Consider the following 9,117-nt stretch of genomic DNA (forward strand, 5'->3'; position numbering starts at 1 on the left):
CTGACGTGATTACCCTGGCGCTCGCGTTCACTGCTGGCGCCTGGGTACTGCAACAACTCCCTTCTCTCCCTGTACTTTGGCCGGTCGGCCTTTTACTTATATTTCTGATGGGTGCTTGCTGGTTTTTGCCAGCCCATATTCGGCGGTTGTTCCTGTGCTTGCTAGCCGCCGTGTGCGGCTTTGTCTGGGCAGCATGGTTGGCGCAGGCGCGGCTGGCCGATGCCTTGTCTCCGGAATGGGAGGGCCGTGATATTACGGTGGTGGGGGTGGTGGCTGGCTTGCCCGAGCAGCGCGAACGTGGCTTGAGCTTCGCGTTTGATGTTGAGAAGGTATTGACGCCAACAGCCAGGGTGCCACATCGCATCTCCCTTAATCTTTATCGAAACAATGTCTTTGCCTCCCGGGATTCGGGAACGGGAGGGGATGCCTCGCCTGTGACGAAGCATCCCTCGACACCGCAAATACACGCCGGTGAGCGCTGGCAATTAACTGTCAGGCTCAAGCGCCCGCATGGCAGTGTGAATCCGCATGGGTTTGATTTTGAACGCTGGGCGTTGGAGAACGATTTGCAGGCGTTCGGCTATGTCCGCACAGGCAGCGAATATCGGCGCTTGGCCGACATGGTATGGCGCCCGGCGTATGTGGTGGAGCGGGTCCGGGAGCGCTTGAATGCGCGCATAACCTATGTGTTGCCTGGCGAACCAGCCATGCCTCTGCTGCAGGCATTGGTCACTGGCGATGATAGTGGCATTGCTGCAAAAGACTGGGATGTCTTTTTGCGCAGCGGGATAAATCATCTGATCAGTATTTCCGGCTTGCATATCACCATGCTGGCAAGTCTGGCGTATTGGGCCGTGTATGCCGGCTGGCGCCGCAGTTACCGGCTGAATCTGTTGCTGCCTGCGCGCAAGGCGGGGGTGCTGCTGGGCTGGCTCCTGGCATTGCTTTACTCGCTGGTGGCCGGGTTTTCGGTGCCTACCCAGCGCACCTTATATATGTTGAGTGTATTTGCCATTGCCTTGTGGCTGGGGCGACGGTTTGGCATAGCCTGCGTACTCGCGTGTGCCTTGCTGGCGGTCGTGCTGATGGACCCCTGGGCGACCATGGCGCCGGGCTTCTGGTTGTCATTCGGTGCGGTAGCGGTCATGGCGTTTGCCGGGGCGTATCGTATCGGCATGCTGGCCAAATGGCGTCAGGCGGTGCATGCCCAGTGGGCAGTGACGCTGGGCTTGTTGCCTTTATTGCTATTGCTGTTTCAGCAAGTGTCGCTGGTCTCGCCGCTGGCGAATGCCATCGCCATCCCGGTTGTTAGTCTGGGGGTAGTGCCCCTGGCTCTGGCCGGTACCTTGCTGCCGATCGATAGTCTGCTTTGGCTGGCGCATGCCTTGATGCAGTTTGTTACCCAGGCTATGCATTGGCTCGCCGTATCACCCTGGGCGGTATGGCAGCAGCAGGCGCCGCCTGCATGGTCGCTATTGCCAGCGATGGCAGGTATCGCTTGGATGTTGTTGCCGCGTGGATTTCCCTTGCGTTGGCTGGGTTGGGTGGGCTTATTGCCCCTGTTGCTGATCCGCCCGCTACCGCCTGCAGATGGCGCCATGCGTGTCGTTATGCTGGATGTCGGGCAGGGCATGGCGGTGGTGGTGCGTACTGCCCGACATACCTTGCTTTACGATACCGGGCCGCGTTACTCGGCCGAGAGCGATGCTGGTCGGCGCGTCATACTGCCTTATTTGCGAGGAGAGGGCATTGCCCGGCTGGATGGCTTGGTCGTCAGCCACAACGATAATGATCATAGCGGGGGCATGGTGACCGTGGCGGATACCTTGGCGCCGCAATGGATGCTGAGCTCATTGCCTGCCGATGTGGTTCCGCGTCAAGTCACGCAGCATCGAGCCTGTCAGGCAGGCCAGCGCTGGCAATGGGACGGAGTGGTATTTGAAATGCTATATCCGGATTTAGCGAGCATGGCGCAGACCGATCTGCAGGATAACAACCGCAGTTGCGTATTGAAGGTAAGTAGCCGCTACGGCAGCATATTGCTGGCTGGCGATATTGAAAAAAGAGCGGAGGCTCGCCTGCTGGATAATGCAGGCAGTCGCTTGGCCGCAGACGCCTTGCTGGTGCCGCATCATGGTAGCCGCACCTCGTCTACCCCTGAGTTTGTCGCGGCCGTGCGCCCCGCCATTGCCTTATATGCCGTCGGCTATCGCAATCGATTCGGGCATCCCAAAGCTGAGGTGATGGCGCGCTACGAGGCGCAGGGCGTGCATGATTACCGCTCAGATCGCGATGGTGCCATCCTGCTCGACTTTTTCTCGGCGGAGGGCATCGCCGTGCACCGTTGGCGACAGCAATCCATGCGCTATTGGTATGCGCATGATTGAGCGCGCCTCCGCACACCGGCTGTCTCATAAGTAATACCTATCGCTTTTTTCTCCACAAATAGCCGGATTCATCGTAAAGTTTGGCTCGGTGCTGCCGAAGTATCTAAAAGACAGGGTACGCATGCATGGGGGATTAGCAGTAATGCATGGTGGCAACGAAAAAAACATACAAAATCGAGACGGAGTAGCTTGATATGACACCCTTGCGCGTTGGCATTGCAGGACTGGGCCGCATAGGCCGCGGTATTTTACGAGCGAACCACGCTGCATTAGCCGAGGGGCGTTTCGATATCAAGGTAGTGTGTGATGTGATGCCCATCGATCAGGTGGCTTATCTGCTCGCGCACGACACTACCTATGGCAAGCCGCCATTTACCCTGGATTTTCAAGGCAACGATCTGATTCTTGGCGATAAGCGTATTCGGTACGAACGTGTTGATCGCCGCCGCCGCCCCACTGAAGACAGCTTTGCTGCCCTGCGCGAGTTTGATCTCGATGTCTTTATCGATGCGACCGGCACGGCATCCATTGCTGATCTGCGAGCTGTCATCGAGCGCAAGGTAGCGCGCAAGGTGGTGTGTACGGCCAATATTGCCGATTGTGATTTGAGCATGGTCTACGGCGTTAACCACGAGCAATATGATCCCCAGCAACACGATATCATTGCTTCCAATACCTGTACTGGCAACGCGCTGGCGCCGGTGGCGTATGTGCTGCAAAAGCATATTGGCATTGAGTATGCCCGAGTGATTACCATACACCCGGCCCTGTCTGATCAGCGTGCACTGGATGGTTATCACCCCACTTCACATCTGGGCCGCGCCTGCGCAGCTTCCATCTTGCCGACTAGCACCAACGTTGCTGCTTCTGCCGTACTGGCCTTGCCTGAGCTTGAGGGTAAGCTGGATTCCTTGTCTTATCGAGTGCCTACCGAGATTGTGTCTATCATCGACATGACCGCCACTCTGGCACGGGATACCTCGCGGGATGAATGTATTGAGCTGTTCGAAAAATATGCCAGGGGTGATCTGAACGGTATTGTTCAATGTGATTACGGCGCATGGGGGCATCAGCGTGCCAGCATCGATTATCTGGGCACGGAGTTTTCCGCCATCCTGCAAATGCGGCACCTGACCGTGAGCCATGGGCGACAGCTGGGGCTGACGCTCATGCATGACAACGAGGTTGCGTACTGTTGCCGGGTACTGGATGTGCTGGGGGTGATTGATCGCGTAAAAGCAGCCAGCAAACTCAAACTGGTGGAGTCCTTGCGCGCCTGAGGATTTTTTTCTGCAGTGCCATCATGCCATTTTCAAAAGCCGGACACCTTGTCCGGCTTTGTCATTCCTGCGTTTCGCGAAGCCCAGGTCAGTTGTAAGTTTGCTTGCTGAAAACCGGCTCGCACGCTAAAGTATTGCCACTTTTGATCATCCTTTGGAGCCTCACTGTGTGGGAAATTATTCTAGCGGCCGGCTGGCCGATTTGGCCGCTGATTATCGCTTCTATCATTGCTGTAGCGATTATTGTTGAGCGTTTGTGGGCTTTGCGCGCCGAATTGATTGCGCCAAGCAACTTACTGCCGGAAGTGCAGCGCTGGCTGGGCCAGGGAGGCGTTAACAAGGAAACCTTGATCAAGTTGCAACAACACTCCCTGCTGGGGCAGATTTTCGCCAGTGCCCTGGCCAATGTCGATTCTTCTCGCGAAGTCATGAAAGAAGCGATTGAGGAGTCGGGCCGTGCGGTGGCCCACAAGCTGGAAAAGTACCTGACCACGCTAGGTACCATTGCGACTGTTAGCCCGCTGCTGGGTCTGCTGGGTACGGTGATCGGGATGGTCGAGCTCTTTGGCGCCTTTACCGCCACTGGTCATGATGTAGCGCAGTTTGCCCGCGGCATTTCCGTCGCTTTGTATAACACGGCTGGCGGTATTGTGGTGGCTGTGCCCGCCATGATTTTCTACCGCTATTTCCGCGGCAAGGTGGATGGCCTGATTGTGGAAATGGAACAGCAAGCCGTCAAGCTGGTGGAAATCATCCACGGCGAACGTAAATAAGCGAGCAAACACCATGAATTTTCAACGCGGAAAAAAGCACGAAGATCTGGAAATGAATCTGGTGCCGCTGATCGACGTGTTGCTGGTCATTATTATTTTTCTGGTCGTCAGCACCACGTTCTCACGCGTGAGCGAGTTGCAGATCAATCTGCCTACCGCAGAAGCCACGCCGCCAGAACAAAAGCCGCTGATCGTGAATGTGGGTGTTGATGCCAGCGGACATTATGTGGTGAATGACAAGCCGGTGAGCGATACAAGCGTGGCCGGTCTCGGCATGGCACTGCGGCAAGCGGTAGGTAATGGCAAGGAGCCGACTATCGTGATCAATGCCGATGCCAACAGCACGCATCAATCTGTCGTCAATGTCATGGAAGCCGCGCGGCAGGAAAACTACACACATATCAACTTTGCGACTCAGGTAAAGTCTGGCTCCTGAGTCTGATGCATGTTTACCTGTTTGGGTAACTCCACTATCCTGTTTTGCCCGCCATTTGGCGGGCAAACCTTTTAACAGTCCCTGAGATTTATGTCCAAAAAATCCTCCAGCCGAGCCTCCGTTGCTTCCGAACATAACGCCAGAACGCTTTATCTGCGATTGCTCGGCTATACCCGTAAATTCTGGGTGGCCATGTCCCTCACTATCCTGGGCCTGGTCGTGTTGTCAGCGACAAATACTGGTTTTCTGGCAACCATCAAGATGGTGACGGATGAAGGCTTTGTTCAGCGCGACAGCAGCAAGGTGGCATTGTTGCCATTAATGCTTTTTGGATTGCTGGCGTTGCGGGCGTTTGCCGGATTTGTCTCCGCATTTGGCATGCGATGGGTGTCCCGCCGGGTGGTCGAGAGTCTGCGGCTCGATGCATTTCGCCGCTTGATGGCATTCCCGGTCAGTTATTTTGATGCCAATTCGGCTGGAATAGTGACTTCCAAGCTGACCTACGATACCGAGCAGATTGCCAAGGCGTCTACCAATGTTGCGGTGGCCGCGGTGCGGGATACTTTGACCATTATCGGGATGGTTGGCTACATGCTCTATCTCGACTGGAAGTTGACGATGATTTTCGTCATCGTGGTGCCGTTGATGGTGTTTTACCTGAAAATCATGACGCCGAAGCTGCGTCAGGCGAGCCGTGTGGTGCAAGAGTCCATGGGCGACCTGACCCAGGTGATTGAAGAGGCGGTTTCTGGCCAGCGTGTGGTCAAGATTTTTGGCGGTGGGGATTACGAGTTTCAGCGTTTTGCCAAAGTTGCCGGGCGTAATCGCTATACCTTGATCAAGATGGCGCGCCTGTCCAGTCTTAATAGTATGGTGATTGAGGTGTTGGCGGGCTTGGCACTGGGGCTGGTGGTTTACTATGCCATTGGCAATTTCACGGCAGGGGAGTTTGCTGCATTTATTGGCGCCCTGTTGATGTTGATTGCCCCGATTAAAAGCCTGACGGGCATGAATGAAGACATTCAGACGGGGCTTGCCGCGGCAGAAAGTGTTTTTGCGCTGATTGATTCGCCGGTGGAGATTGATGCTGGTACGAAGGAAATTGGGCGTGCGCGTGGCCTGATTGAATTCCGCCATCTGGAATTGCATTACGAGAATGCCAAGCGGGCGGCCTTGAGTGATCTCAACTTTACAGTCCATCCGGGAGAGAAGCTGGCGCTGGTTGGTCGATCTGGTGGTGGAAAGACTTCTTTGGTGAATCTGCTGCCGCGTTTCTATGATTATCAGCAGGGCGAGTTGCTGTTGGATGGTCTGGATACACGGCAGATGACCTTGCGTAATCTGCGTGCGCAGTTTTCGCTGGTGAGCCAGGATGTGATTCTGTTTAATGACACGGTATTCAATAATATTGCTTACGGTGTGTTGCGTAATGCGTCGGAGGCGGATGTGATCGCTGCAGCCAAGGCTGCGCATGCGTGGGAGTTTATCCAGCAATTGCCCCAAGGGCTGCAAAGTGAGATTGGCGACCGCGGTGTGCGCCTGTCTGGTGGTCAGCGTCAGCGGCTTGCCATTGCGCGAGCCATTCTGAAGGATGCGCCCATTCTGTTGCTGGATGAAGCCACTTCCGCGCTCGACACGGAATCCGAGCAGCATGTGCAGGCGGCATTGGATGAGTTGATGCGCAATCGCACGACCATTGTCATTGCTCACCGGCTCTCTACCATTGAAAATGCAGACCGTATTCTGGTTATGGATCATGGTCGTATTGTCGAGAGTGGTGATCATCAGTCATTGCTGACGCAGGATGGCTACTATGCCAAGCTGTATCAAAAGCAATTTCACTAATCTATTTTTGCTAGGCCTGAGTTAGATGAAGGCGAAACTGGTTACCTTTATCCAGCAGCAATGGACTCACTTGGGTATATGGCATCTTTTGCTTATCCCATTATCCTGGCTGTTCGGGGCGCTGAGCCTTCTCAGGCGCCAGGCCTATAGCTTTGGCTTGCTTTCATCATTCCGCATGCCGGTTCCCGTGATTGTGGTGGGGAATATCAGTGTCGGCGGCACAGGGAAAACCCCGCTCGTTATCTGGCTTGCTCAACATCTGAAAGTGGCTGGTTTTCATCCGCTTATTATTAGTCGTGGCTATGCGGGCAATGTTAGCACCGCCATAAAAGAGGTTGGCCCGCAAAGCGATCCCTTGATGGTTGGGGATGAGCCACTGCTGATGTCGCGCCGCACAGGGGTGCCGGTATGGGTGGGGCGGCATCGGCCCCAGGTCGCTCAGGCTGGCCTTGCCAAATATCCTGACTGCAATGTGATTATCAGTGACGATGGGTTGCAGCATTATGCGTTGCAGCGCGATATTGAAATCGCCGTAGTGGATGCCGCGCAATGGTTTGGTAACGGACAACTTCTACCCGCTGGCCCTTTGCGCGAGCCCGTTAGTCGGCTGGCAAAGGTCAGTGCGCTTGTCCTTAATGGGGGGTGGGCGGATGAAGATGGATTTTCGATGCATCTTGTTAGCATGGATCTCTACAGTCTGGAGATGCCATCCAATACATGTCCCATAAATGCATTTGCCAATAACGCTGTGCATGCGGTCGCGGGTATTGGCAACCCTCAGCGATTTTTCGCACAATTGAAAAGTAAAGGGCTTGAGGTGATTGAGCATCCATTTCCGGATCATCACGATTTCCAACCCGCTGATCTGGCCTTCGGTGACAACCTCCCTGTTGTCATGACTGAGAAGGATGCCGTTAAATGCGCGGCCTTTGCGCAACCCGGCTGGTGGGTGCTGCCAGTGAATGCTGAGCTAGCTCCCGGGTTCCTGCCACATGTTCTCAGTAAATTAGGAGTTTGATATGGATGCAAAATTACTCGACATTCTGGTGTGCCCGATATGCAAAGGCCCGCTGGTTCTCAAGAAGGACGCACAAGAGCTGGTTTGCAAGCCTTGCCGCCTGGCCTACCCCATACGTGATGGCATTCCCGTCATGCTGGAAGAAGAAGCTCGACGTCTGGCGGATACGGAAGAAGTTTGAACATGAAATTCAATGTCGTCATCCCCGCCCGCTATGCCAGCTCCCGCCTGCCAGCCAAGCCTTTGCTCGACATTGCCGGAAAGCCCATGGTGATCTGGGTTGTCGAGCGCGCTCTGCAGAGCGGAGCGGGGCAGGTGATTGTGGCGACGGATCATCCCGATATTCTTCAAGTAGTGCAGTCTTATGGATACCAGGCGGTCATGACGCGAGAGGATCACCCATCCGGGACAGATCGTATTGCGGAGGTAGCGGCACATTTTGGATGGAGTGATGACACGATTGTCGTCAACGTGCAGGGCGATGAGCCACTGATCGATCCACTATTGATTAGAGAAGTCGCGACCAATCTGCGGGATCATCCAGAAGCTGCCATGGCAACCGCATGTCATGCCATTCATGATCGTGAGCAGATATTCAATCCCAATGTAGTCAAAGTGGTGGCCGATAAGGATGGGCATGCGCTTTATTTCAGTCGGGCCCCCATTCCTTATGCTCGCGATGCTTTCCAGAGCGAGTCATCACCATTGGAGATGGTGGCGTACCGACATATAGGTATCTATGCTTATAAGGTGACTTTTCTTAATGCATATAGTCTTCTTGAGGCGTGTTCCTTGGAAAAGACCGAAATGCTTGAGCAACTGAGAGCGCTTTGGCATGGCTATAAGATCAGTGTTGCCGAGACTGCGCATGCCCCCGCTGCCGGGGTGGATACCCCGGCAGATCTGGTCAGGGTGCGGATGATTTTGAAAGATGCGGCAGCTGCGTAAAAAATGCATCAATCAGTCATGTTGCCAAAGGGCGGTTGATGTTATTGATTTTTAGGGGAAATGGCATCTGGGGCCGGTTCTGGACATGCGGGAGTTTAGAGGAAAACCTCAAAAGTCGTTGACAGTGTCGTTTCTGCTTTGCTATAGTCTCACCTCTCGACGCAACGTACATAACGAAGCGACGAAGCGGACGCGGGGTGGAGCAGTCTGGCAGCTCGTCGGGCTCATAACCCGAAGGTCACAGGTTCAAATCCTGTCCCCGCAACCAAGTAAACGAATCTGAATTTAGTTGTTGACGAAACGTTTAAGCGCTGTATAATGCGCACCTCTCAACGGAAACGTTGATGAGTGAAAGCGAAGTAAGAAGTACCTGCTCTTTAACAAACTGAACAATCGATAGGTGTGAGTGCTTGTGGTTTTGTGAAGTCGG

8 protein-coding genes and 1 tRNA gene are annotated in these 9,117 nt (G+C 54.5%); all 9 read left to right on the forward strand.

Annotation, left to right across the window (positions count from 1 at the left end; genetic code table 11):
• Window positions 1–5: 5 nt before the first annotated feature.
• The 9 genes from LG204_RS04245 (at window position 6) to LG204_RS04285 (ending at window position 8,955) form a co-directional block, all read left to right on the forward strand.
• On the forward strand, window positions 6–2,387 hold the full coding sequence (locus LG204_RS04245; protein WP_230336093.1) for a DNA internalization-related competence protein ComEC/Rec2: 2,382 nt from the start codon (window positions 6–8) through the stop codon (window positions 2,385–2,387).
• Window positions 2,388–2,581: 194 nt separating this feature from the next.
• The gene (locus tag LG204_RS04250) at window positions 2,582–3,667 is read left to right on the forward strand and encodes a type I glyceraldehyde-3-phosphate dehydrogenase (RefSeq protein WP_230336094.1); all 1,086 of its coding nucleotides are present in this window, start codon (window positions 2,582–2,584) and stop codon (window positions 3,665–3,667) included.
• 167 nt (window positions 3,668–3,834) lie between these two features.
• Window positions 3,835–4,440: a MotA/TolQ/ExbB proton channel family protein gene (locus LG204_RS04255; RefSeq protein ID WP_230336095.1), complete on the forward strand. Its 606-nt coding sequence runs from the start codon at window positions 3,835–3,837 to the stop codon at window positions 4,438–4,440.
• Between the two features lie 13 nt (window positions 4,441–4,453).
• Entirely contained in the window at window positions 4,454–4,876 is a 423-nt protein-coding gene (locus LG204_RS04260; protein WP_230336096.1) for an ExbD/TolR family protein, read from the forward strand.
• Window positions 4,877–4,966: 90 nt separating this feature from the next.
• Window positions 4,967–6,721, forward strand: coding sequence for a lipid A export permease/ATP-binding protein MsbA (gene msbA / locus LG204_RS04265; RefSeq protein WP_230336097.1), 1,755 nt, complete (start codon window positions 4,967–4,969; stop codon window positions 6,719–6,721).
• Between the two features lie 25 nt (window positions 6,722–6,746).
• Window positions 6,747–7,739, forward strand: coding sequence for a tetraacyldisaccharide 4'-kinase (gene lpxK, locus LG204_RS04270; RefSeq protein ID WP_230336098.1), 993 nt, complete (start codon window positions 6,747–6,749; stop codon window positions 7,737–7,739).
• 1 nt (window position 7,740) lies between these two features.
• Window positions 7,741–7,920, forward strand: a complete 180-nt coding sequence (locus LG204_RS04275) for a Trm112 family protein (protein ID WP_230336099.1) — start codon at window positions 7,741–7,743, stop codon at window positions 7,918–7,920.
• A gap of 2 nt (window positions 7,921–7,922) precedes the next feature.
• On the forward strand, window positions 7,923–8,687 hold the full coding sequence (gene kdsB, locus LG204_RS04280; protein WP_230336100.1) for a 3-deoxy-manno-octulosonate cytidylyltransferase: 765 nt from the start codon (window positions 7,923–7,925) through the stop codon (window positions 8,685–8,687).
• A 191-nt stretch (window positions 8,688–8,878) separates the two neighbouring features.
• Window positions 8,879–8,955: transfer RNA gene (locus LG204_RS04285), tRNA-Met, on the forward strand.
• The last annotated feature ends 162 nt before the right edge of the window (window positions 8,956–9,117 follow it).

Source organism: Methylovorus menthalis (assembly GCF_020523625.1).
Lineage (GTDB): Bacteria > Pseudomonadota > Gammaproteobacteria > Burkholderiales > Methylophilaceae > Methylovorus > Methylovorus menthalis.